The organism is Sporosarcina contaminans, assembly GCF_042679045.1.
GTDB lineage: Bacteria > Bacillota > Bacilli > Bacillales_A > Planococcaceae > Sporosarcina > Sporosarcina contaminans.
On the sequence record NZ_JBHTLT010000013.1, the window covers coordinates 43,568 to 66,477 of the forward strand.

Sequence of the window (22,910 nt, forward strand, 5' to 3'; positions counted from 1 at the left end):
AATCTGTCATTCTGATTGATGAACTACACCCTGAAAAAGGGTAACAATTTTGAGTTGAAACAGGAGATTTCAATCTCTTGTCATTACAAATAAATCAAAAAACCGGATGAGAAAAGCGAGTCATTTTTCTCATCCGGTATTATTTTGAGTAGTAGGTGTAATGTTATTTTACAGGCTGTCCAGTAGGAAATAATTTTTTAATGTGGTGATCAGCTTCAAGCCAGCTATGTACTCGGATTACACCTTCGGGAATCGGTTTCCGGTTGTAAGGCGTATCGAACAGGATGACTGGGATAGTAAGCTCTTCGTGAATATCAACTGCATTATCATGTTTGTCTTCGAAAAAAGCATCTACTTTGAACTGTTTTGCAGCTTCAATTTTATAATGGCTACCAATCAATTCGATATGATCGAATGGGATATTTTGTTGTGCGAACCACTCATGTGTGCATTCAAGTACGTTTGCACCTCTCGCTGATATGAAGAAAAGCTCATAATGCTTTTGCCATTCTGTCAAGATCTGTTTAACATTTTCCTGAGCAGGTGATTCGGCATAAATGGTCGCTTCGGTTTGCCGATACCAATCATAAAAGGTTTCCGGGTCCACGTCAAATGCCTTTGTTAGGTCATACTCTTTTATATCGTCCAAGCATAGATTGCATCCGAAACGGTCATTGATGAAAGGGAGCAGGGAAGTAGGGCAAGTGACCGTACCGTCGATATCAATCCCAAAACGGATTTCCCTCATTCAACTGACCCGCTTTGCAACAGCAATTCTTCTTGCCGCTTTTTCTCGAAGTATTCTTCAGCCAATTTGTCAATTTCTATTTTCAACTCATCGACCATTGTTTCTTCAGGCACTTTCCGAACTGTTTTCCCTTTCATGAAAAGCAAACCTTCCCCACGGGCACCGGCGATGCCGATATCCGCTTCCCGTGCTTCTCCAGGACCATTTACAGCGCAGCCTAAAACAGCTACTTTAATAGGCGCTTTAATATTTGAAATATATTCTTCAACTTCATTTGCAATCGATATTAAATCAATTTCAATGCGACCGCATGTTGGGCAAGAAATAAGTGTTGCCGCATTCGATGAAAGGCCGAATACTTTTAACAATTCACGTGCTACTTTTACTTCTTGGACAGGATCAGCGCTTAAAGAAACGCGCATCGTGTTGCCAATTCCTGCAGATAGAAGCGTTCCAAGGCCCGCTGCGCTTTTTATAGAGCCTGCGAAGATTGTACCAGACTCTGTAATGCCTAAATGCAATGGATAGTCAAAAGCAGCTGCTGCCTTTTTATAAGCTTCGACCGCTAAATTTACATCGGAAGCTTTTAAAGAGACGATTATGTCATGAAAATCAAGATCTTCCAAGATTTTAATGTGATGGAGTGCACTTTCAACCATGCCGTCTGCAGTTGGGTAACCATATTTTTTAAGAATATGTTTTTCAAGGGATCCAGCATTCACGCCAATCCGAATCGGGATTCCTTTTTCTTTTGCTGCTTTAACGACTGCTTCCACTTTTTCTTGCCGACCGATATTGCCCGGATTGATCCGAATTTTATCAGCGCCTTGTTCAATTGCAATTAAAGCTAATTTATAGTCAAAATGAATATCAACTACAAGTGGAATGTTAATTTGCTTTTTAATTTCTCCGATTGAATATGCAGCGCGTTCATCTGGACATGCAACACGGACGATTTGGCAACCGGCTTCCTCTAGTCGTTTAATCTCAGCGACTGTCGCCTCTACATCATGTGTTTTCGTAGTTGTCATACTTTGAATGAATAACTCATCACTGCCACCGATAGTCAAGTTGCCGACGCGAACCGGGCGTGTTTTGGATCTGTGTATCATTTCGCTCATGGTCATTCTCTCCTTAAAAACTCATAACTATCTTCTATTTTATCAATCATCTACAAGAAAAGACAAGGAAGAGTACTTCTTTCTTCTAATCACAAAGCTTTTCAGTTGGATCTGCTAACGGTAATTTGACGGACAAACCTCCGACAATCGGTTGGTTTTGCAAATGAGGATTAAGGGAATAAAAAAGTGATAATCGATCGACAAATGTCGTATGTGGATCCGGATAAAGCGCAAAAAGTGACTCAATTGTATCTCCTGTAACAGTTGTGACGTTTATGACTTCAGTATGGTTCCGATCACAGGGCACTTCCTCTCCGTAAAATGCCGCAAGCGGGATTGTCCCATTTGAAAAGTCGATGCGTAATATATGAAAGATGATGAAAATGGCAAGTGCAGCTAGTAATGTTCGCATGATTATCCCCCCTTCAAATAATATATGTCCGAAGAGGGGAAGTATTCATCGTGCGGATTTTGGATAGTACTTTATAGCTGAAACAATATAAAGAAGGTGAACGATAGACGTTATGATGATTCCTGCAGTTTTGAAAGAAGGCAGGAAATCAATTGCTAACGTAACAATGAGTGGAACAGTAATAGCGATCGCGGCAGTCCTCCAAACGTGTCGGAATTCTGCACGTCTTTTCATAAGTTTTGCGGTCAAGGTTCCTAAATAAGCGAAGAGGCTAATGCGCACAAAGAGATAGAAAGTGGAAATGACCAATTGAAAAATGAAAGCCATTGGATAGATAAGTCCTCCAATTGTCTTGCTGTACTCCATCAATTCCGGAGAGGCTTCAAATAAATTTGAATCACCGAATGTGAAGCGTAAGAATGAGAGAGAAGTCATGATAAAGATAAAGATGAATATGTAGCGCATCACTTTTCCAATGGGCAATAAACGGAATGCCGCAAGTTTTTTCGGTTCATGGAAAGCAGCTAAGAATAATTGATGGAATTTCACTTGGCATCCTCCTTTAGATACCAATAGTTTATCATTTTCTTCAAGCGGATTGTAGAAGCCGAATTCCGACAGAATTATGACTTTTATCGAACGTATTGTTAAGGGAATGTAAAGATTTTGCTAGTTCTATTTACAATCTGTTCATATTGCAAACATAATAGGGTGCTAAACATACATAAAGGATGATGGAGGTCGACTGGTTAATGGAAGTCAACTGGATGGAAATGCTCTTTCAATTTGTCGGAGGGTTAGGAATCTTTCTCTTCTCCATTAAATACATGGGAGATGCCCTTCAGAAAGCGGCTGGAGATAGGCTGCGCGCTATATTAGATAGGTTTACGACAAATCCATTCATGGGCGTTCTTGTCGGGATCATCGTCACTGTTTTAATACAATCGAGCTCAGGAACAACGGTCATTACTGTCGGCCTTGTCAGTGCAGGTTTCATGACATTGCGGCAAGCGATCGGTGTCATTATGGGTGCCAATATTGGTACAACCATTACTGCGTTCATAATTGGTCTTGACGTTGGTGCTTACGCATTGCCGATCATGGCTGTAGGTGCATTCATGATCTTCTTTATTAAAAAGAATAAAATTCAAAACATTGGTGAAGTCATGTTTGGGTTCGGCGGTTTATTTTTAGGATTAGAATTGATGAGTTCAGGCATGAAGCCGTTGAGCTCTCTCGATGCATTTTCGGATTTCACCGTCATAATGAGTGATCATCCAGTATTAGGCGTCGTTGCAGGTACGGTGTTTACACTTGTTGTTCAAAGTTCGAGTGCGACAGTTGGGATCTTGCAAGGCTTATATGCTGAAAACTTGATTTCATTGCAAGCTGCACTTCCTGTATTATTCGGTGATAATATTGGTACGACAATAACAGCGGTATTAGCGGCTTTAGGTGCATCTGTAGCTGCAAGGAGAGTAGCTGCAACGCATGTCCTTTTCAATGTTATCGGTGCAATCATTTTCATGCTGCTGCTTTATCCGTTTACAATGTATGTTGAATGGATTTCCAATCTCTTAAATCTTGAACAGAAGATGCAGATTGCATTCGCTCATGGAACGTTCAACGTCGTCAACACCATTATACAATTCCCGTTAATCGGTGTATGGGCATTTTTAGTGACGAAGCTCATTCCAGGAAAAGATGTCACAATTGAATATAAACCGAAACATCTTGACCCAAATTTCATTAATCAATCGCCAGCGGTTGCAATTGGACAAGCGAAAGAGGAAATCATCCGGATGGGTGACTTTGCAGTGCAAGGCATGCAAGAAACCTATGAGTATTTAAAGACAAGTAATAAAAGGCACGCTGAAACGGCTTATCAAATCGAAGACGCCATTAATAATTTGGACCGCAAAATTACCGATTACTTAGTTGAAATTTCAGCGGTTAACATTTCTCCTATAGAGTCTGCAAGGCATGTAATGCTTATGGATACTGTCCGGGATATCGAACGAATTGGTGACCATTTTGAAAACATTATCGAACTGATCGATTTTCGGGAAGTGAACCGCGTTAAATTGACGGAAGATGCGATGGAAGATTTGTCTGAGATGTTTACTTTGACGATTGAAACGTTGCAAAAAGCGATTCAATCATTGAATATGAATGATACTGCATTAGCACGAACGGTAGCTGAACAAGAAGATTTGATCGATAAAATGGAACGCAAATTCCGTAAAAATCATATTGTCCGACTAAATGGCGGTCAATGTTCTGCGCAAGCAGGAATGGTATTCGTTGATATCGTCTCGAACTTGGAACGGATTGGCGACCATTCCGTAAATATTGCAGAAGCGATTTTAGGGAAGCGAGTTTAAATCTTGGAGTAATCCTTCTTTACACAAGCCGCCGCTTCAATGAGCGGTGGCTGATATTAAATTATAAGGAAAGAGAGATGGGCTGCATGGAATGGATAGGTTGGATTGTTGCGATCATAATGTTCATCATAGCATTCATCGGGTTGGTATATCCCATCATCCCCTCTGTTTTGTTCATTGTTGCAGGCTTTCTTCTTTACGGATGGATCGTCTCATTTGATGAATTAAGTTGGCTTTTCTGGGTCATACAAATTTTATTTGTCATTTTGCTCTTTGTAGCAGATTCGTTGGCGAATCTTGTAGGTGTTAAAAAGTTTGGGGGCTCGAAAGCCGGTATGTGGGGGAGCACGATCGGTTTATTGTTAGGACCGTTTATTATCCCTGTTGCTGGTATATTATTGGGTCCTTTTATCGGGGCAGTTTTAGGTGAGGTAGTCGTAACCCGCAGTAGCTTCAAACAATCATTAAAATCAGGAATCGGCTCTTTAGTCGGCTTTTTCACTTCCGTTTTTGCAAAGGGAGCCATTATGTTAATCATGATTCTTATTTTTATACTATTTGTTCTTCTTTAGTTCGTTTCAATTGAATGCATGACATTCTTTTGATAATCTTTATAGTGTAGGATAAATTATGAATCAATTGAGGAGGAATGACAAATGGCTTACAAATTACCAGAACTACCATACGCATACGATGCGCTCGAGCCTCACATCGACAAAGAAACGATGAACATTCACCACACGAAACATCACAATACTTACGTGACGAACGTGAACAATGCATTGGAAGGGCATGCTGATTTAGCAGCTAAATCAGTTGAAGAACTGATTGCAGATCTTGATGCTGTTCCAGAAAACATTCGCACAGCAGTGCGTAACAATGGTGGCGGCCATGCAAACCATTCATTCTTCTGGCAAATCATTTCGCCAAATGGCGGCGGAGCTCCATCCGGCGCACTTGCTGAAGCGATTGATAAAAAGTTTGGTAGCTTTGATGCATTTAAAGAGGAATTCGCTAAAGCAGCAGCTACACGCTTTGGTTCTGGCTGGGCATGGCTTGTATCCAATAATGGAGAATTGGAAGTTATGTCTACACCAAACCAAGACTCTCCTATTATGGAAGGTAAAACACCGCTTCTCGGACTTGACGTTTGGGAGCACGCTTACTATTTGAATTACCAAAACCGTCGTCCTGATTACATTGCAGCATTCTGGAATGTAGTAAATTGGGATGAAGTTGCAAAACGTTACGGCAAGTAATCTCCTATTAATGCAACTAAGCATACATCTTGTACGTCAAGATGTATGCTTTTTATTTCTGTGATGATATAATGCAGATTGGACTACATAAGAAGGAGAAATAAAGATGAAGAAGCCGATGCGCAAAGTGGATCAAGCGAAAATACGACAACGTCAACATATAGCATTTAGGATGAACTTGCTTTTTTTTTCGATTTTCATTCTGTTTTCTTTGCTCATTTTCAGGCTTGGATACTTACAAATCGTTAAAGGAGAAGACTATAAACGGTTATTGGAGCAGAAAGAGGAAATTGCGGTCAATACGAGTGTGCCAAGAGGCAGAATCTATGACCGTTTTGGCAAGGTTTTAGTAGATAACGAACCGAAAAATGCAATTACTTATACGAAAACATCCTCTACAACAGCTCAAGAAATGTTGGAAATTGCTGAGACATTGTCCACATTGATTGAACAGGATACAAAAAGAGTGACAATCGGTGACAAGAGGGATTTTTGGATTTTATTAAATCCTGAAAAAGCGAAAGAGAAAGTTTCTGCGAAGGAAGAGCTAGCAATAAAGGAAAGTGATAGCACACTTTCGAATAAAGATGTCCAACGGAAAGTGAACCAACTGACGCGTGAACGGATTACTGATGAAGAATTGAACTCATTTACAGATCATGAATTAGAAGTGCTAGCGATTTATCGTGAAATGATGTCGGGCTATGCCTATTCACCGCAAATTATTAAAAGCGGGGATGTGACGGAAGAAGAGTTTGCGAGGGTGTCAGAACGTTTAGGAGATCTTGAAGGCGTCAATACGACAACCGACTGGGAACGTGTGAAATTTTCCGATAGTACAATATTAGGTTCAACGACATCACCGATTGAAGGGATACCGAGGTCGCACTTGGATTATTTTTTATCAAGAGATTATTCGAGGAATGATCGAGTAGGCCGAAGTTACTTTGAGCAGTATTACGAGGAGTTGCTCAAAGGTCAAAAGACGATCGTGAAAAATGTGAAAGATCGTACAGGTCGTGTCGTGGAAACGAAAACCGTGCGGGAAGGGGAACCTGGCAAAGATCTTGTCTTATCAGTTGACAGTGAACTGACAGAAGCACTTGAAGAAATTGTTGCAAACAAATTGTTGGAATTGAAGAAAAGCCCAAGTGCAAGTTTGCTTGACCGGGCATTTGTCGTTATGATGGATCCAAATAATGGCGAAGTTCTCTCACTTGTCGGCAAGAAACTGGAGAAGGATAAAGATACCGGAAAATGGGAAGTGAGAGATTATGCATTCGGTACATTCACTTCCGCTTATGAAGTCGGTTCTACGGTTAAATTGGCAACAGTATTAATCGGTTATAACGAAGGCGTATTAAATATTGGTGATGTGAAAATCGATGAACCGATTTATATTGCCGGATCAAATCCTAAACGGTCGCTGTTTAACCGAAATGGCCGTGTTGCGGTGAATGATGTGACCGCTTTGGCGAAGTCGTCAAACGTTTATATGTTCAGAATTGCGATGGCTATGGGTAATGCAGTTTACCGTCCGCATGCTCCGTTGCCAATCGATATTGGGGCATTTGATCGTTTACGACAAGCGTACGCTTCGTTCGGATTAGGAGTTAAAACTGGAATTGATTTACCTGGTGAATATGCAGGCGTTACTGGTACGGATACGATATCGGGTAAGCTGCTTGACTTTGCAATTGGACAATTTGATACATATACGCCATTACAGCTTGCGCAATATGTATCGACTGTCGCAAATGGAGGATATCGCATTGCACCGAAAGTTTTAAAGGAAATTCGGGAGCCATCCGAGGACGGTGTTACATTAGGTCCTCTTATTCAAGAATCTGAAACAACAATATTAAATCGTATCCAAAACAACGAAAAAGAAATAGAGCAAGTAAAAAAAGGAATGATTGCTGTTTATCAGCCCGGTGGAACAGCGTCAACATTTTTACAAGGTAAATCGTATACAGCGGCAGGGAAGACAGGTACAGCCCAATCTTCCTATTATGGTGACGACCGCAGTAAATACGGAACAAGAACAATCAATTTGACGCATGTAGGCTATGCTCCCGCGGATAATCCCGAGGTTGCATATGCTGTTGTAGTTCCGTACATTACGACGAACCCGAATGTATCTCCTCCACCAGCTGCAACGGATTTGGCGAAAAGTGCGCTGGATACGTATTTTGAGTTGAAAAAGAAGCGTGAAAAAGAAGGAATCATTCATTCCACTGAACCGCCAATTATTAAAGAAAAAGACCAAGATGATTCAAACAGCAAATAAATTAGCAAAAAAGGCTATTGGGCAGTAGATTGTTATTGCCCGATAGCCTTTTCCTATTTTGGAAGAACCAATTTATTGAGCCCCTGTTATAAGGGATGCGATTTTTTTCATATCCATCGTAGAGTCGATCTCATATTCGCCAATTTGTATCCGTCCCGAAAGATGTTGTTCTCTTAAATATTGCTCGAATTCTCGGGCGTTCTCTATTAGCCCTGCACGTTCCAATTTTGATGCGACATCAGAAGAATTTGAGCCTCTTTCAATCGTTAAAATCGTTTTCATAATCGGATCGGAAGAAACAACATCATTATTTTGCGTTTCAGTTTTGGAATTCTTTGTATCGACACTGTCGGCTGCTGAAGAAATTTGAGCAGTCGCCAATTCCTTTTTCACCTTTGCCAATTCAGCTTCCGCGGCTTGCAATTGTTCTTTATATGAATCGGAAGACTCTGTAGGATTTGAAGAAGATGAGGTATCTGCAACATACAAAATGCCTCCTGATATAATACATCCGATTCCGACCGCTCGAAATAGATCACGTATCATACGAATACACCCCTCGATTTCAACACATCAACTACATCCGTCTCCGGTAATGATGAGCGCTTAGCGATTTCGCTAATAGAATACCCTTGGGCATGCAGCGATAAAATTTGATTGACGATGATTTCATGGATCGGCTTTGCCTTCGTTTTTTTTGTATGGCCAACTGTAGGAACACCAATGAGCAATTCTTCCTCAACCGTTTTCAATCGTTTTTTCAACTGATGCATTTCCTGGTGTAGACTGATGGATATGTTTTCAATATCCTCTTCATTTTTTGGGGACCTGTCAAAGAAAAATGACAAAATGACTAAGATTATTCCAATGATCAGTAAAATGAGTGCTAAATCCAATTTGCGACGCCTCCGGAAATAGATTACTTTGTTCCCATATTATCATAATGGTTCAATGAAAGGAATTTGAAACTTTCTTCTTTACATACACGCGTGATATGGTACAATTGAAAAGTCGTATAAATCATGCTCATAGTAAATTGAAGACCGAAATGAGTGGGAGGGACAACAATGCGCGTAAATATTACACTTGCTTGCACGGAATGTGGAGAGCGTAATTATATTACAAAGAAAAACAAGCGTAACAATCCGGAACGTCTTGAAATGAAAAAATATTGCTCACGTGAAAAGAAACAAACTTTACACCGTGAAACGAAATAATTGCTCATGCCAAAACTCTTCACGGGTTTTGGTTTTTTATTTCAGGATGGGGGAATAGAAATGAAGAGTAAAGTAGAGGTTAGGAAGCAAATGCTATCCACCATGAAAAATTTTTCTTCTGAGCAATACGAAAAAAAATCGAAACAAGTTATTCAACGGCTGCTGTCATCAGAGTTTTATAAGCAGTCGCATACTATAGGTGTTACGATTTCGCGATTTCCTGAAGTGGATACACGGCAATTCATCGAGCAGGCGTGGAAGGACGGTAAACGCATTGCCGCTCCAAAATGCATTCCTGCCACACGGGAAATGGATTTTCGCTTCATCACATCATGGGCCGATGTGACATCGGACTATATGGATTTATTGGAACCAACCGTTTCACGTACTAAACAGGCCATCAAAGATGATATTGATTTGCAAATTGTTCCAGGAGTCCTTTTTTCGGATGAAGGCTTTCGGGTTGGATTTGGCGGAGGCTATTACGATCGCTATTTAGCCCACTTCACTGGCGATACAGTCGCAATCGCTTTCAAAGAGCAAACTGGCCATGAACTCCCCGTTGAGCAGCATGATCTACCGATAGGGGCGATTTTGACAGATGAAGACATAATCATCTGCAGGAGTGATGTGAAATGAAAGACTTCTTCAGTGTTCTCCAGCTATTAAAAAGGTTTGGAACCTTTATCTATACAGGTGATCGACGAACAGACATTGAGTTAATGATTGCAGAGTTGAAAGACCTATATGACAATGGATTAATCATGAAAGAGGATTATTTGACAGGTATGGTTATTTTAAAGAAAGAGTTAAGTGAAGTTCAATGAGGATTCACCTATCGACTATTACTTTAGCACTTAATTGTTCTTCAAATGAAACCTTTTGCACATAAACTCGTCTATACTATATAGTGCATGTACAAATGATAGGGTGAATTTACAATTACCTTCATCAAGAAAGGAAGATTAGCATTGAAAAAAGTAATTTGGCCCAAACATTCAGTACTAGTCATAGCCATCATTGCAACTTGGCTTACAACTTATATAGGCTATAAAGCTTCTTTTAATATGAAAATAGATAATGTAATGCAAGAATTCATCTTGTTCATTAATCCTTTAAGTTTTCTATTATTCATTTATGGAATCGCATTATTCATTAAAACGACAAAACGACGGAATATCTATATTTTCTCGGTAAGTTTAATCACATCCATCATTATGTTTAGCAACGCGGTCTTTTATCGATTTTTCAGTGATTTTATAACTTTGCCATTGTTATTCCAAACGAACAATTTCGGAGATTTGTCTTCATCTGTATTTGCGAGCCTGCATGCGATGGATATTTTCTTCTTTACTGACGTAGTCATTATCGGATTGGCAATCAAATTTATTCCCCAAAGGGAACAAAGCATTCATCATGGAAAAATTGGCCGGAAATTGTATTTTGTCGTGACTGCTATGATTTTGATGGTCAACTTAGGCTTAGCAGAATCACAGCGTCCACAATTGCTTACCCGGAGCTTTGACCGTGAATTGTTAGTGAAAAACTTAGGTACGTACAACTACCATATTTATGATTTGTTCATTCAATCGAAAACACATGCACAACGAGCATTGGCGGACGGTAGTGAGCTGACAGAAGTGAAAAACTATATTTCAGCAAACTATGCTGAGCCGGATCCAGAAATGTTCGGTATAGCGAAAGATCGTAACTTGATTATTATTTCTTTAGAATCTTTGCAAAGCTTTGTCATTAATAATGAAATGAAGGGCCATGAAATCACTCCATTTTTAAATGAGCTGACTCGTGATCCTGATACTTTCTATTTCAGCAACTTCTATCACCAAACTGGCTTAGGTAAAACCTCAGATGCTGAATTTATTGTTGAAAATTCAATTTACGGACGAAATGGCGGTGCTGTATTCTTTACAAATAGCGGAAATACATTCCACTCTTTGTCTGAACGCCTTGGTGATAACGGCTATTTTACAAGTGTAATGCACGCCAATAACCGCAGCTTCTGGAATCGAGACATTATGTACCAGGCATTTGGTATTGATAAGTTTTACGATGTGGAAAGCTACGAAATCGGCGAAGGTGAAGCGGTTAACTGGGGTATGAAAGATATCCCGTTCTTTGAACAATCCGTTCAATTGATGAAAGACTTCCCTCAGCCATTCGCAACAAGAATGATTACTTTGACGAACCATCATCCATTCGATCTTGATGAGGAAGATATGATCATTCCTCCATACGATTCGAATTCGAACACGCTAAATAAGTATTTCCAAACGACTCGTTACATGGATGAATCGATTAAAGTCTTTTTTGATGAATTGAAGAAGAATGGACTTTATGACAATTCAATCATCGTTATGTATGGTGACCATTACGGAATTTCCGAAAACCATAACAAAGCGATGGGCATGTATATGGATAAACAAATTACACCATTTGACAATGCTGAATTGCAAAAAGTTCCATTCTTTATCCATATACCTGGATATGGCAAGGGAGAAGTATCTGATGAATTAGCCGGACAAATGGATATTCGTCCGACAGTTCTACATCTGCTTGGGATTGATACGAAAGATGACATGCAATTCGGTGCAGACTTATTCTCGCCAGACCACGAACCGTTCGTCATTTTCCGAGATGGACGATTCATCACTACAGATAACATCTATGCTCATGAAGTGTGCTATGATATCAATACGGGAGAACCGACTGACGGAGAGGCTTGTGAACCGTTCATTGAACGTACAGCAACCGAACTTGGCTATTCAGATTTGATCATAAACGGCGATCTGCTCCGTTTTCAAGATGAAGACGATAAAGATGATCAATAGATAGCATTTATCATAGTTGACCAAAGTCTGCACGGGTTTTTCCGTGCAGGCTATTTTTATGGATTGGAAGGAGGGAAGCTGTGAATAAAAGTTTGATTTTGGCATTGATAATATCCTTATTTCTTGTTGGGTGCACAAAGAAGGAGCCTGCTATTGAGAAGCCTCCTATCATACCTATAGATGATAATGAACCGGTAGAGCATAAGGAAGAGACTCCACAAAATGATCCAATATTACATGTAAATCCATCAACTTTCCATTTTGTTGCTACATTTCTTGCGAATGACCGTATTCTATATGTAGAAAAAGAGGGGAATCTTTATCAATTAAAATCTTTTCACATTACTACTGGTGAAAGCGAAGTCATATATGAGGATGAAGCCTTCATCACGGATGTTTTTGTTCATCCGGATAGTGAGCATTTACTTATACATACGAGTGAAAATAATGATTCAGCCTTAGTGAAAATCATCAAGTTAGATGGTACATTAGAGCATGAAATTGAAATTTCGTCTACTGAACTTTCCATTGAGTGGAATGCGATTGATCCGAAGAAAGTTTTATTCACAGCTTTCCATGAAGACTGGTCCTTCGATCTGTTCGTCTTCGATGGGCATAGTGAATCATTGGATTTATTATTATTAGATGATCCTTTCCCAAAATGGTTTGGTGATGGTCAGATCGCCAGCGCTGACTTTGAGCATCCACTTGACGGTGGTGAAATAACGATAACAGATAGCAAAACGCTAAAAAGCAGAAAGATCGGTATAAAGGATGCAATCTTCTTTGATACTTTTAAAGATTCTATGCTCGTAGTTGAAGCGCCGCAAGATGGTATATCCTCTTATTCGTTGATAGACTCTAAAGGGGAAAAGAAGGTTTTAATGAATATGCCGGCAATTAGCAATTATTCGGAGTGGCTTGTTCCGGAAGTCGAATGGATTCATGAAAAGGAATTCTTTTTATTGGCTCCTCAAGAGGGTGGTCAGCTCGATCAATTGAACTCTCCGTTCCAGCTGATGCATGTAAGTGACGGGAATGCGATCCCAATTGCTAAGGATTTGGAATGGAATCCAATGAATTGTTCAAGCGATGGAAAACTGTGCATGGTAGGCTATACAAAAGAAGAAATGGTTCATATGGAGACTGGCGAGCGGAGAAATTGGATTCAAATTGAAGAATAAATAAAAACATCCCGTGGCAAAGCCAGGGGATGTTTTTATACAATAGAAATTGTGGATCATTTTTCAAGTACTGGCGGGTATCCTGCGTAGATGATTGTCGCAATTGTGAAACCGCCAAAAATGACGACAGATGCCACGTTGAACACGATGCTCAAAATATTGCGCTCTTTAAATCCTTGTACTGTACCAAAAACTGAAAGAATTGCAACAAGGCCAAAAATCACCATTAAAATGTTCATGGGATGACACTCCTTTCAACAGAGAAAAAATGAATGCCGATATAGCAATATTCCTCTTCTATTGTACTGTTTAAACAAAAATTTGTCGAGGTTAATTAATGACGATTGTTTGAAAAGCATCGACGACTTCATTATGATCGAAAGTGGGAGGTGGGATTCGTGAAAATTGACATCTATCCATTGGGATTGATTCAAACGAATTGCTATGTGCTTAGCAATGAAAATGGAGATGCACTTATTATCGATCCGGGAGATGAAGGTGCGCGTCTAAGAAAGGAAATAGACAAGAAACGGTTGAAGCCTGTTGCGATTTTATTGACACATGCACATTTCGATCATATCGGCGCTGTCGATTATATAAGGGACCATTATTCGATTCCTGTTTATATGCATAAAGAAGAAGCGGATTGGCTTTCAAATCCGAATTTGAATGGATCGGGCAAATATGCGGATCTACCGAATGTATCGAACAGAGCAGCCGATCATTTCATTGAAGAAGGAACTGTATCAATCGGACCATTCACTTTTGATGTGAAACATACTCCTGGTCATTCACCAGGCAGCCTATCATTCGTTTTTGACAATGATCGTTTGGCAATTGTCGGGGACACATTATTTAAGGAAAGCATCGGCAGGACAGATTTAATCGGAGGAGATACGCAAACATTGCTTAACTCGATTCATAGCAAGCTGCTGTCATTGGATGACGATTATGCAATCTATCCAGGCCATGGACCGTTTACCTTCATTGAAGATGAGAAGGATCATAATCCGTTTCTTAATGGTTTCTAAAAAAACAAAAAACAGCCCGAATAGGCTGTTTTTTGTATGTACGTTTTTAATGGCCAGCGCCCGGCACATGGATGAATGTAGCATAGTAGCTGAATCCTACCATGAAAATCATCAGGTAAGCTCCGAACATGTACATATACATACGCTCCGTAAGATTTAAATATCCGAGCAACAGGAAGAATATAGTGCTTGCTACAAAAATGACAGTGGCTGGAAGCATGTCGCCGACAAAGAACATCACCGCGAAAATACCTGTCCAGAAACCGCAAAGCTTGAACATATTATCCATAAGTGCGTCCCTCCTTAAACAAAACAATAGAACAATCTCCTACTCATTATAATGGATTGCTGCCGCAAAAGTAAACTCCTATCCGATGCTTATTGTGACAATTGGATGATATAAGCAGATTTTAATGAACGGCTGAATAGAATGCCTTAAATGGAAATGTTATCAATAAAATTGTTATTCGAAGGCTAAACAAATAGACGGGCATTGGTAGGCACGAATATGATACAATCTGCTGTAGTATTCATTACAGGAAGTTGATGATTGAATGGATAATTGTACATATGCTGTCGTAGATTTGGAAACGACCGGCCATTCACCGGCAAAAGGGGATCGCATCATCCAAATTGCGATAGTATTCATTGAAAATGAAACGATTATAAAAAAATATGCGCGCTTTGTAAATCCTGAACGGGAAATTCCGGTCTTCATACAGCAACTGACAGCGATTACTGATGAAGAAGTGAAAAATGCGCCGCGTTTTGAAGAGATTGCGACGTCCATTTCAGAAATGCTTCAAGGCGCAGTTTTTGTTGCACATAACACAGATTTCGATTTGTCCTTTTTGCAAAGTGAATTTAAAAGATGTGGCGTGCCGCAGTTCATAGGAAAAAAAGTCGATACAGTTGAATTATCGAAGATCCTTTTTCCAACATCTCACAGTTATCGATTACAAGACCTTTCTGATGAGTTAGGCATCGCACTGCCCGCTGCTCATCGTGCAGATGACGATGCAGAAGCGACGGCTCATTTATTGCTTGCTGCCCTTAAAAAACTTCGCACATTGCCTGAAGAGACTTTAAATTTGCTTCATAGGCGATCATTCTCCTTGCGTTCTGACCTATCCGGGCTCATATATGATGCATTGAAGGAAGTGAGGAAAAAAAGTATTGGAGTCAATCGACTGCCATTGTTTCGAGGCATCCCCTATCGTCAACCGAACTGGGAGGAAACAGCAGAAGGAAGGGCAGTCTCTTATCCAATAGAAACCGAAGAAAAAATTGCCTTGCTTAAAAAAGCATTTTTAGCTTATGAGCATAGGGAAGCTCAGTTATCTTTTATGGACACTGTTTTCCAAAGCCTGACCAAAAGCAAAGAAGTCGTCGCTGAAGTTCCTACAGGAGTCGGCAAAACGATCGGTTATTTATTGCCCGCAGCTCTTCATGCATTGCAGACAGGCAAACCTGTCATCATTAGTACGTTTACAAATCATCTTGTCGATAGAATCATGAACGACGAGTTAGAGAAAGTGCGTAAAATGATTGGTTATCGCGTTAATGGAACGGTCTTAAAAGGGAGAGAGCAATATATATCTTTAGGTAAATTTGAAGAGCTATTACAAATAACAGATGAATCTTTTGATGAGACGTTTACAATCATGCAAATTTTAGTTTGGCTAACGGAAACAAAAACTGGTGATGTAAATGAATTGAATGTATCCGGTGGCGGGCAGCTATTTATCGATCGGATTCGAAAAGGGTCCAATTATTTAAAGGATGATGAGCGGATTGTAGATTATCATCTAAAAATGCAGGAAATAAGCATTCATTCACACATTATCATTACGAACCATTCGATGTTGTTATCGGATTTAAATCGTGAAAAAAGGGTTTTCCGCTCTTTTTCGGGTATCATTTTGGACGAAGCCCATCAGTTCATCCATACTGCAGCGCGTGCCAATGAAACGGTGTTTTCGTATACGACTTGGAAATATGTAATGGGCCAAATAAGCTCAGATACTGAAGGACAATTGCTGTACAAGATCCTTCAGTTGCATGAAAGGTTTTGTGGCAATAGCCGGTATATCGCTCATCGTTTATCCTCGTCGTTCGACCGTTTTTCCAAACAATTTGACCGCATTGCGACAGTGTTGACAACTCATAAGCATAGTAGTGCAAATGGGAAATCAGGAAATAGAATTGTTTTCAGCTTGAGTGAAGTTGAGGAAGAGAGACGAACATTTTCACTCTTGTCCGAAGCATTGTCAGAGCATATTACCAATGCCCACTCGATATCAGACGATTTGGCAATTCATTTGAATCAAATGTCAGAGAAAGAAAAGGCATTCGTTGCTGAATGGAATTACTGGATACGCGAATTAACAATTAAAGCGGGTGAGTGGGTAGAAATCTTTTTGGATAACGACAATGAAAACTTTACGGTCTATATCGAGCAGGATAAAAGAAGCTTGCCGGGAAGTTTGACAGTTGTCAAAAGCCCTGTAGACACTTCTATTTTATTGAAGGACTTCATGGAGCATATTAGAGAGGAATCTGTTGGAGTCATCTGGACTTCAGGTACAATGAAAATCGAACAAGATGAACGGTTTGTCGTAAGGCAATTAGGCATTGATGATGAAGTGCCATTGCTTACATTCGATGCGCCAAAACATTTTTATAGCCAATCCACTATTTTTATTGTGGAAGATATGCCGTCCATCCAACAAGTAAGCCAGAACGACTATATAGAAGCAGTTGCGGATGCGGTCGTTCAAACGGTCATTGCGACTGGAGGCCGTTTATTCGTTTTATTCACATCGCAAGATATGCTGAGAAAAACATATGAACTCATTATGGAAAGTGAACTTTTGGATGATTATGCGCTCATTGCCCAAGGGGTGAGCTCTGGTAGCCGTTTGAAATTATTGAAGTCGTTCCGGCAATTTGAGAAATCAGTCCTTTTTGGAACAAATAGTTTCTGGGAAGGAGTAGATGTGCCAGGAGAGACGTTATCAGCAGTCATTATCGTTCGTCTGCCTTTTTCATCTCCAGAAGATGTTGTATTCAAAGCCCAAGCGGATCGATTAACAAAGTTAGGGAAGAACTCATTTACGGATTTAGCGCTGCCAGAAGCGATTTTGCGTCTGCGCCAAGGTTTTGGCAGGTTGATTCGATCTTCTGAAGATCGGGGCTTTTTCATCATTTTGGATCGGCGCATTGAAACTAAATCTTATGGTAAACGTTTTATAGATGCACTCCCGAATGTGCCCGTGAAGAAACTATCTTTGCAACATATGGTGAATGAGCTCGAAGCTTGTTATAATGGAGAGGAACTTAGGGGGAAGTTGGATGGGAAAGAACAGTAATTTTGTCGTTTCCCATGTAGGAAGTGAATCATTATGCTGAATTGGATTAAATTTATAGCGTTTTTCCTTCTCTCACTTTTCATAGTCATTACTGCCATCGTGTTTTATAATGCCAACAAACCTTTCTATGATGCTCAAAAGACTGCTATTGAAGCTGTAAAGAAAACAGGGCAGCTCATTTCGATTGATAAGTCGGAAGTATTCAATGGCACAATATCGATGGTTACTGTCTACGGAAAGGACGAAGAGGGGACAGAAAAAGCATTATTCGTTGATGTTCAAACGAATGAAGTGCTTGGTGAAGTTGTTTTGTCGAAAGGTATCCAACCCGATGCTGCGATCGAAACAGTAAAAAAAGAGTTGAAGGTGCATAAGCTCCTTCATGTTTCACTCGGATTAGAGGAAGACCATCCAGTTTGGGAAGTGGCTTTTCAGAGTGAAAACGGTAAACTAAACTATGTGTATGTGTTTTTTGAAAATGGTGAGTGGTGGAAGCGAATATTAAACCTTTAACTTTGATTATAACTGTACTGAAAATGTCGATTTTTGCCCATCGTGTCATCAATGTTAGGTGAAAAGTATGCCATTATGCGGAAGGCCATCTCATTTGCGGCTGACCTTTCGCTTTCAGTACGATCGTAATCAAGGTACATGAAGCAGCTGTTTTAAATTTTGAAAGATAGTTCCTTCAAAAGATAGATGCAATGTTGAGAAGGGATAATGGATTCCATACATATTCATGTAAAGTCTAAAGGGAGCGATTCATTTGACGAAAAAACTATCAGCACGAGTGAGCACGTTAACACCCTCTACAACATTAGCGATTACTGCTAAAGCGAAAGAGATGAAAGAATCCGGCATAGACGTGATCGGTTTAGGAGCGGGGGAGCCGGATTATAATACTCCTGAAAATATTTTGACTGCCGCCTATAATTCGATGAAAGAAGGAAAAACAAAATATACTCCTTCGGGCGGTTTACCAACTTTGAAGGATGCCGTTATTAACAAATTAAAACGCGATCAGGATCTTACATATTCTCGCAAGGAAGTTATGATTGGAATTGGGGCAAAGCATATCCTCTATACTTTGTTTCAAGCTATCTTGGACCCGGGCGATGAAGTGATTGTTCCTTCTCCATATTGGGTCAGCTATCCCGAACAGATTAAACTTGCGGGTGGTGTTCCTGTCATCGTAGAAGCGACAGCAGAATCTCACTTCAAAGTAACAGCTGAACAAATTCGGAATGCAGTAACGCCGAAGACGAAAGCGGTCATCATTAATTCGCCTGGGAATCCGACAGGGATGATCTATAATAGGGAGGAGCTTTCCAAAATCGCAGATGTTTGTCAAGAGGCAGATCTGTGGATTGTGTCCGATGAAATTTATGAGAAACTGATTTATGGTGAAAAACGCCATGTCTCAATCGCACAGCTGTCCAAGGATGCGAAAAAACGGACTTTCATTATTAATGGTGTTTCAAAATCACATTCTATGACAGGTTGGCGCATTGGCTATATTGCTGGCGATGAAGAAGTTGTTGGAGCGATGACCAATTTGGCAAGCCATTCAACATCCAATCCAACGACGACATCCCAATACGCAGCTCTTGAAGCTTACAATGGGCCACAAGAAGCTGTTGAAGAGATGCGGAAAGACTTCGAATCAAGATTGGAGCGCATTTATCCGCAGCTATCTGCAATCCCTGGTTTCCATGTCATTAAGCCGCAGGGCGCCTTTTATTTGCTGCCGGAAGTATCGGAAGCTGTTAAAAATACAGGCTATGACAATGTAGATGATTTCGCAGAAGCTTTGTTGACAGAAGCTAAGGTCGCAGTCATTCCGGGGTCGGGATTCGGGTCTCCCGATACGATCCGCCTTTCATATGCAACATCCATCGACCTGATCGAAGAAGCAATTAAGAGAATCCGTAAATTTGTAGAAGACAATTGGAAAGAATAAAAGACAGAACATATAATTCATTTTTTCGGAGGTACGTATGAAAACGATTATGATTCATGAAATGCCCGACCATGTTGGGGAAACAGTAAAAATAGGTGCATGGCTTGCCAATAAACGGTCGAGCGGTAAAATCGCATTTTTACAATTACGTGACGGCTCGGGCTTCGTCCAAGGTGTTGTCGTAAAAGAAGTTGTCGGCGAGAAGATTTTTGCTAAAGCAAAAGCGCTCCATCAAGAAAGTTCTTTATATATTACAGCTGAAGTAACGGAAGATGAACGTTCATCATTTGGCGTTGAGCTGCAAGTGAAAGATATTGAATTAATCCATGAGGCTGTCGATTATCCAATTACACCGAAAGAGCATGGAACGGAATTTTTGATGGATAATCGCCATTTATGGCTTCGTTCACGCAAGCAGCACGCGATTATGAAAATCCGTGATGAAATTATTCGGGCAACATATGAGTTTTTCCATATGAATGGCTTTGTCAAAATTGATCCGCCCATTTTAACAGGCTCTTCACCTGAAGGGACATCTGAGTTATTCCATACGAAATATTTCGATGAAGATGCTTATTTGTCGCAATCCGGTCAGCTTTATATGGAAGCCGCTGCAATGGCGTTAGGAAAGGTCTTTTCATTCGGGCCGACTTTCCGTGCAGAGAAATCTAAGACACGCCGTCATTTAATCGAGTTTTGGATGATCGAGCCTGAAATGGCTTTCGTACAGCATGAGGAGAGCTTGGAAGTTCAAGAACAATATGTCGCGCATATCGTTCAATCTGTCCTTCAAAACTGCCCATTAGAATTGGAACGTCTTGGCCGTGATATTTCCAAGCTTGAAAAAATTCAAGCGCCATTCCCGCGGATCACATACGATGATGCGATCGAATTCCTTCATGAAAAAGGGTTTGATGATATTCAGTGGGGAGATGATTTCGGTGCTCCGCATGAAACAGCAATCGCAGAAAGCTATGATATGCCTGTATTCATTACACATTACCCAATCGGCATAAAGCCTTTCTATATGCAGCCGCATCCGGATCGTGACGACGTCGTACTATGTGCTGACTTGATCGCACCGGAAGGATACGGAGAGATTATCGGAGGTTCCGAACGTATCCATGATTACGAATTAATGAAGCAAAGAATTAAAGAGCATAATTTGGATGAAGATGCGTATGAGTGGTATTTGGAACTAAGCAAGTACGGCGCTGTACCGCACTCTGGCTTCGGCTTAGGGCTTGAACGGACTGTTGCATGGATTTCTGGTGTTGAACATGTTCGTGAAACAATTCCATTCCCTCGTCTATTGAACCGTTTGTACCCTTGATTTGCGTGATGATTAGTAGGAGGTGTTCTAAGTGTCAGATGAAGAACGGCTCCGTATTTGGATTGAGCAGGGAAATGTAAACATTTCCCAGCTCTTTTTTCAACATTATAAAAAAATTGGAATCCAAGATATAGATGCTATGCTCATTTTGCAAATGGTCGCTTTTCAGGCGAAAGGATCACAATTCCCGACACCAGGCGACTTTGCTAGGCAAATGCATTTGACGGAGAACGAAGTGTCTGAAATCCTTCAACGGTTAATGCAAAGAGGTTTATTGGAAATCAACCAAGATGAGGACCAAAATGGTGTCATCTATGAGCAATTTTCGATGCAACCGCTTTGGAACAGGTTGTCGGATGTAGCCCTTTCAATGGTGAGCGACAAAGAAGAACAAAGTGTAAAAGAAGAAGAGGGAGAAATCTATACATTATTCGAACAGGAATTTGGAAGGCTGCTATCTCCAATGGAATGTGAGACAATTGCAATGTGGCTTGATGATGATGGACATTCCGTACAAATTATCCGTGCTGCATTAAAAGAGGCTGTTTTAGCTCAAAAAATGAGTTTACGATATATTGACCGTATTTTATTTGAATGGAAGAAAAAGAATGTGAAAACATTATCCGACGTAGAAATGCAAACAAAATCCTTTAGGTCATCCACGTACAAAACAGAGCAAAAACAAGATGTTTTCGTGAAAAAAGTACCGTTTTATAACTGGTTGGAAGAACGAGAATAGGTGATAGATTGTGTTGACAAAAAAAGAATGGGCATTTTGTTTAGATGAAATTGAAAAAATGTTTCCGAATGCTCATTGTGAACTAATACATGACAATCCATTTGAGCTGACAGTTGCTACCTTGCTTTCTGCACAATGCACAGATGTATTGGTAAATCGTGTAACTGCTGATCTGTTCAAGAAATACAAAAAGCCAGAAGATTATCTATCAGTTGATATAGAAGAATTGCAGCAGGATATTCGTTCCATCGGATTGTATCGCAATAAAGCTAAAAATATCCAAGCGCTTAGCCGAATATTGATTGAGCAATTCGACGGGGAAGTGCCAGCTGATCGCGACATCCTCATGACGTTGCCTGGAGTTGGAAGGAAGACAGCGAACGTTGTCGTTTCGAATGCTTTTGGAATTCCAGCATTAGCAGTTGATACACATGTCGAACGGGTGGCGAAAAGACTTGGCATGAATCGTTGGAAAGACACGCCACTAGCGGTGGAAGAGAAGTTAATGCGTTGGACGCCGAGAGAGAGATGGACGGACACGCATCATCAATTGATCTTTTTCGGAAGATACCATTGCAAAGCACAAAATCCTGCTTGCAGTGAATGTCCTCTACTGTCTGTATGCAGGGAAGGGAAGAAAAGGTTGAAAGCTCTTGCCTGACCGAAAAACATTGTATTTGTATATAGACCGGTGGGAAGCAATGAAAGAGAAGCTGCATACAATAAAGGATGCGAAGGCAGACTTTACACTCGTTATGAGAGAGGCGATTAAGAATTATCAAGAACTGCTCATAGCCTTCGGTTATTCCGACCAACATGCTACTGCGACTCCTATATTGCGCATTGAGCCTTTAAATGGCAAAGAGCGGCTACAATTTGTAGAGAAGACGTTGAATAAGCGCTATGCGATCATTCAGTTAGATGCATTATATACGGAAGCGAAAAAGAAGGCCGCTCAAATAATTGCAATTGGCTAAAGAACAATAAAAAGAGACCAGGATTTTCAAACCTG

Annotated in this window: 25 protein-coding genes; 17 read left to right on the forward strand and 8 right to left on the reverse strand. The window is 40.3% G+C overall.

Translation table 11 applies throughout. The annotated features are described in order from the left end of the window. Nucleotides 1-163 precede the first annotated feature (163 nt). From ACFQ38_RS01970 to ACFQ38_RS01985, 4 genes are all read right to left on the reverse strand, one after another. The gene (locus ACFQ38_RS01970) at nucleotides 164-748 is read right to left on the reverse strand and encodes a 5' nucleotidase, NT5C type (RefSeq protein WP_381479649.1); all 585 of its coding nucleotides are present in this window, start codon (nucleotides 746-748) and stop codon (nucleotides 164-166) included. Beyond that, nucleotides 745-1,869: a flavodoxin-dependent (E)-4-hydroxy-3-methylbut-2-enyl-diphosphate synthase gene (gene ispG / locus ACFQ38_RS01975; RefSeq protein WP_336822638.1), complete on the reverse strand. Its 1,125-nt coding sequence runs from the start codon at nucleotides 1,867-1,869 to the stop codon at nucleotides 745-747. Before ispG ends, ACFQ38_RS01970 begins: the two co-directional genes overlap by 4 nt. Before the next feature lie 85 nt (nucleotides 1,870-1,954). Next, nucleotides 1,955-2,281: a hypothetical protein gene (locus tag ACFQ38_RS01980; protein ID WP_336822639.1), complete on the reverse strand. Its 327-nt coding sequence runs from the start codon at nucleotides 2,279-2,281 to the stop codon at nucleotides 1,955-1,957. 45 nt (nucleotides 2,282-2,326) lie between these two features. Continuing rightward, nucleotides 2,327-2,830, reverse strand: coding sequence for a DUF1189 family protein (locus ACFQ38_RS01985; RefSeq protein WP_381479650.1), 504 nt, complete (start codon nucleotides 2,828-2,830; stop codon nucleotides 2,327-2,329). Nucleotides 2,831-3,033: 203 nt separating this feature from the next. On the opposite strand from ACFQ38_RS01985, the gene ACFQ38_RS01990 reads away from it, so the two are divergent. The 4 genes from ACFQ38_RS01990 (at nucleotide 3,034) to ACFQ38_RS02005 (ending at nucleotide 8,214) form a co-directional block, all read left to right on the forward strand. Then, nucleotides 3,034-4,665 carry a Na/Pi cotransporter family protein gene (locus ACFQ38_RS01990; protein ID WP_381479651.1) on the forward strand — a complete coding sequence of 544 codons (1,632 nt, stop codon included), beginning with the start codon at nucleotides 3,034-3,036 and terminating at the stop codon, nucleotides 4,663-4,665. Between the two features lie 86 nt (nucleotides 4,666-4,751). After that, nucleotides 4,752-5,237 carry a DUF456 domain-containing protein gene (locus ACFQ38_RS01995; RefSeq protein ID WP_381479652.1) on the forward strand — a complete coding sequence of 162 codons (486 nt, stop codon included), beginning with the start codon at nucleotides 4,752-4,754 and terminating at the stop codon, nucleotides 5,235-5,237. An 84-nt stretch (nucleotides 5,238-5,321) separates the two neighbouring features. Further along, nucleotides 5,322-5,924 carry a superoxide dismutase SodA gene (sodA, locus tag ACFQ38_RS02000; protein WP_336822643.1) on the forward strand — a complete coding sequence of 201 codons (603 nt, stop codon included), beginning with the start codon at nucleotides 5,322-5,324 and terminating at the stop codon, nucleotides 5,922-5,924. Between the two features lie 106 nt (nucleotides 5,925-6,030). After that, the gene (locus ACFQ38_RS02005; protein WP_381479653.1) at nucleotides 6,031-8,214 is read left to right on the forward strand and encodes a peptidoglycan D,D-transpeptidase FtsI family protein; all 2,184 of its coding nucleotides are present in this window, start codon (nucleotides 6,031-6,033) and stop codon (nucleotides 8,212-8,214) included. Nucleotides 8,215-8,286: 72 nt separating this feature from the next. Here ACFQ38_RS02005 and ACFQ38_RS02010 read toward each other — a convergent pair whose 3' ends face one another. Both ACFQ38_RS02010 and ACFQ38_RS02015 read right to left on the reverse strand, forming a co-directional pair. Then, on the reverse strand, nucleotides 8,287-8,760 hold the full coding sequence (locus ACFQ38_RS02010) for an endolytic transglycosylase MltG (RefSeq protein ID WP_381479654.1): 474 nt from the start codon (nucleotides 8,758-8,760) through the stop codon (nucleotides 8,287-8,289). Next, nucleotides 8,757-9,110: a DUF433 domain-containing protein gene (locus ACFQ38_RS02015; protein WP_336822646.1), complete on the reverse strand. Its 354-nt coding sequence runs from the start codon at nucleotides 9,108-9,110 to the stop codon at nucleotides 8,757-8,759. The genes ACFQ38_RS02010 and ACFQ38_RS02015 overlap by 4 nt, the downstream gene beginning before the upstream one ends. Before the next feature lie 171 nt (nucleotides 9,111-9,281). Here ACFQ38_RS02015 and rpmG point away from each other — a divergent pair, with 171 nt between their 5' ends. The 5 genes from rpmG (at nucleotide 9,282) to ACFQ38_RS02040 (ending at nucleotide 13,464) form a co-directional block, all read left to right on the forward strand. Further along, nucleotides 9,282-9,431: a 50S ribosomal protein L33 gene (rpmG, locus tag ACFQ38_RS02020; RefSeq protein WP_060210366.1), complete on the forward strand. Its 150-nt coding sequence runs from the start codon at nucleotides 9,282-9,284 to the stop codon at nucleotides 9,429-9,431. 60 nt (nucleotides 9,432-9,491) lie between these two features. Continuing rightward, nucleotides 9,492-10,070: a 5-formyltetrahydrofolate cyclo-ligase gene (locus ACFQ38_RS02025; RefSeq protein ID WP_336822647.1), complete on the forward strand. Its 579-nt coding sequence runs from the start codon at nucleotides 9,492-9,494 to the stop codon at nucleotides 10,068-10,070. Beyond that, nucleotides 10,067-10,258 (forward strand): YqgQ family protein, encoded by a 192-nt coding sequence (locus ACFQ38_RS02030; RefSeq protein WP_336822648.1) that lies wholly within the window; start codon nucleotides 10,067-10,069, stop codon nucleotides 10,256-10,258. Before ACFQ38_RS02025 ends, ACFQ38_RS02030 begins: the two co-directional genes overlap by 4 nt. Nucleotides 10,259-10,402: 144 nt before the next feature. After that, nucleotides 10,403-12,280, forward strand: coding sequence for an LTA synthase family protein (locus ACFQ38_RS02035; RefSeq protein WP_336822649.1), 1,878 nt, complete (start codon nucleotides 10,403-10,405; stop codon nucleotides 12,278-12,280). A gap of 80 nt (nucleotides 12,281-12,360) precedes the next feature. Beyond that, a complete protein-coding gene (locus ACFQ38_RS02040; RefSeq protein ID WP_381479655.1) occupies nucleotides 12,361-13,464 on the forward strand; it encodes a YqgU-like beta propeller domain-containing protein in 1,104 nt (367 codons plus the stop codon). 56 nt (nucleotides 13,465-13,520) lie between these two features. On the opposite strand, the gene ACFQ38_RS02045 is transcribed toward ACFQ38_RS02040, so the two are convergent. Beyond that, a complete protein-coding gene (locus ACFQ38_RS02045) occupies nucleotides 13,521-13,703 on the reverse strand; it encodes a DUF2759 domain-containing protein (RefSeq protein WP_336822651.1) in 183 nt (60 codons plus the stop codon). A gap of 159 nt (nucleotides 13,704-13,862) precedes the next feature. On the opposite strand from ACFQ38_RS02045, the gene ACFQ38_RS02050 reads away from it, so the two are divergent. Beyond that, complete coding sequence (locus ACFQ38_RS02050; RefSeq protein WP_336822652.1) at nucleotides 13,863-14,495, forward strand: MBL fold metallo-hydrolase; 633 nt, start codon at nucleotides 13,863-13,865, stop codon at nucleotides 14,493-14,495. Nucleotides 14,496-14,541: 46 nt separating this feature from the next. Here the strand turns inward: ACFQ38_RS02050 and ACFQ38_RS02055 are convergent, their stop codons facing one another. Further along, nucleotides 14,542-14,784 (reverse strand): DUF2626 family protein, encoded by a 243-nt coding sequence (locus tag ACFQ38_RS02055; protein ID WP_336822653.1) that lies wholly within the window; start codon nucleotides 14,782-14,784, stop codon nucleotides 14,542-14,544. A gap of 265 nt (nucleotides 14,785-15,049) precedes the next feature. On the opposite strand from ACFQ38_RS02055, the gene dinG reads away from it, so the two are divergent. The 7 genes from dinG to ACFQ38_RS02090 all read left to right on the forward strand — a co-directional run bounded on the left by dinG (nucleotide 15,050) and on the right by ACFQ38_RS02090 (nucleotide 22,875). After that, nucleotides 15,050-17,866, forward strand: coding sequence for an ATP-dependent DNA helicase DinG (dinG, locus tag ACFQ38_RS02060; RefSeq protein WP_381479656.1), 2,817 nt, complete (start codon nucleotides 15,050-15,052; stop codon nucleotides 17,864-17,866). A gap of 33 nt (nucleotides 17,867-17,899) precedes the next feature. Further along, nucleotides 17,900-18,379 carry a cell wall elongation regulator TseB-like domain-containing protein gene (locus ACFQ38_RS02065; protein WP_381479657.1) on the forward strand — a complete coding sequence of 160 codons (480 nt, stop codon included), beginning with the start codon at nucleotides 17,900-17,902 and terminating at the stop codon, nucleotides 18,377-18,379. A gap of 253 nt (nucleotides 18,380-18,632) precedes the next feature. Next, a complete protein-coding gene (locus tag ACFQ38_RS02070) occupies nucleotides 18,633-19,826 on the forward strand; it encodes a pyridoxal phosphate-dependent aminotransferase (protein WP_381479658.1) in 1,194 nt (397 codons plus the stop codon). Between the two features lie 37 nt (nucleotides 19,827-19,863). Beyond that, entirely contained in the window at nucleotides 19,864-21,159 is a 1,296-nt protein-coding gene (gene asnS / locus ACFQ38_RS02075; RefSeq protein ID WP_381479659.1) for an asparagine--tRNA ligase, read from the forward strand. 31 nt (nucleotides 21,160-21,190) lie between these two features. Next, nucleotides 21,191-21,898: a DnaD domain-containing protein gene (locus ACFQ38_RS02080; protein WP_381479660.1), complete on the forward strand. Its 708-nt coding sequence runs from the start codon at nucleotides 21,191-21,193 to the stop codon at nucleotides 21,896-21,898. A 10-nt stretch (nucleotides 21,899-21,908) separates the two neighbouring features. Then, nucleotides 21,909-22,559 (forward strand): endonuclease III, encoded by a 651-nt coding sequence (gene nth, locus ACFQ38_RS02085; RefSeq protein WP_381479661.1) that lies wholly within the window; start codon nucleotides 21,909-21,911, stop codon nucleotides 22,557-22,559. Further along, complete coding sequence (locus ACFQ38_RS02090) at nucleotides 22,552-22,875, forward strand: YpoC family protein (protein WP_381479662.1); 324 nt, start codon at nucleotides 22,552-22,554, stop codon at nucleotides 22,873-22,875. Before nth ends, ACFQ38_RS02090 begins: the two co-directional genes overlap by 8 nt. The last annotated feature ends 35 nt before the right edge of the window (nucleotides 22,876-22,910 follow it).